The organism is Gluconobacter sp. P1D12_c (assembly GCF_018812105.1).
Classification (GTDB): Bacteria; Pseudomonadota; Alphaproteobacteria; order Acetobacterales; family Acetobacteraceae; genus Gluconobacter; species Gluconobacter oxydans_A.
This window is the reverse complement of the sequence record NZ_JACSIQ010000666.1, coordinates 1-399: the sequence shown is the minus strand read 5'-3', so window position 1 is coordinate 399 and position 399 is coordinate 1. Positions and strand designations below refer to the sequence as shown.

General features: G+C 53.5%; 1 pseudogene. It reads right to left on the bottom strand.

From position 1 onward, the window contains the following. Nucleotides 1-269, bottom strand: a pseudogene (locus tag KP705_RS18650) (hypothetical protein); the annotation flags it as partial. Nucleotides 270-399 lie beyond the last annotated feature (130 nt).

The window sequence follows — 399 nt, the reverse complement described above, 5'->3', positions numbered from 1 at the left end:
AAGAGCGTCCAGACGTCCACGGCCTTCATTGGACGTTTACTGTTCTTCATTAGCCACAAGGTGACAGCACGGTTCTGTGCGGGACGGATCATAACAAACGGCTCCGTTGTTCCGGGGGCTGGGGTAGTAATGCGTTGAACGGTGACCATGACCCGGCCAAGGGCATCATGGTCAAAATCGGGATTGTCAAAAAACKGCAAAAGGGCTTGGCGAACCTGTTCGGCCTGATCTTCACGAAGCCGATCTTTTGGGGTCTTGAGACGGGTCATGTTCCGCATGTGGGAAACCTCTGTATGAGTGCCGAATAGGTCGCACACTGTGCGACTTTATGGTCGCACGTGGTGCGACCTAATGGCAAGCCATTTTTGGCGGTTCCCCAAGGGAAAAGGATGATCGGTA